The 271-nt window shown below is 57.6% G+C and carries 1 rRNA gene; it reads left to right on the top strand.

Going from position 1 to position 271, the window contains the following annotated elements:
* Positions 1 to 271: ribosomal RNA gene (locus tag HMPREF3011_RS01225) — 16S ribosomal RNA — on the top strand; the annotation flags it as partial.

Below are 271 nucleotides of genomic sequence, written 5' to 3'. Positions count from 1 at the left end.
CAATGGGCGGAAGCCTGATGCAGCGACGCCGCGTGGGGGATGACGGCCTTCGGGTTGTAAACTCCTTTCACCATCGACGAAGGGTTTCTGACGGTAGATGGAGAAGAAGCACCGGCTAACTACGTGCCAGCAGCCGCGGTAATACGTAGGGTGCGAGCGTTGTCCGGAATTACTGGGCGTAAAGAGCTCGTAGGTGGTTTGTCGCGTCGTCTGTGAAATTCCGGGGCTTAACTCCGGGCGTGCAGGCGATACGGGCATAACTTGAGTACTG

The sequence above is a fragment of the Corynebacterium sp. HMSC074C04 genome (assembly GCF_001838295.1).
Taxonomy (GTDB): Bacteria; Actinomycetota; Actinomycetes; order Mycobacteriales; family Mycobacteriaceae; genus Corynebacterium; species Corynebacterium amycolatum.
The sequence above is the reverse complement of the archived record's forward strand: the minus strand, read 5'-3'. Positions and strand labels throughout refer to the sequence as shown.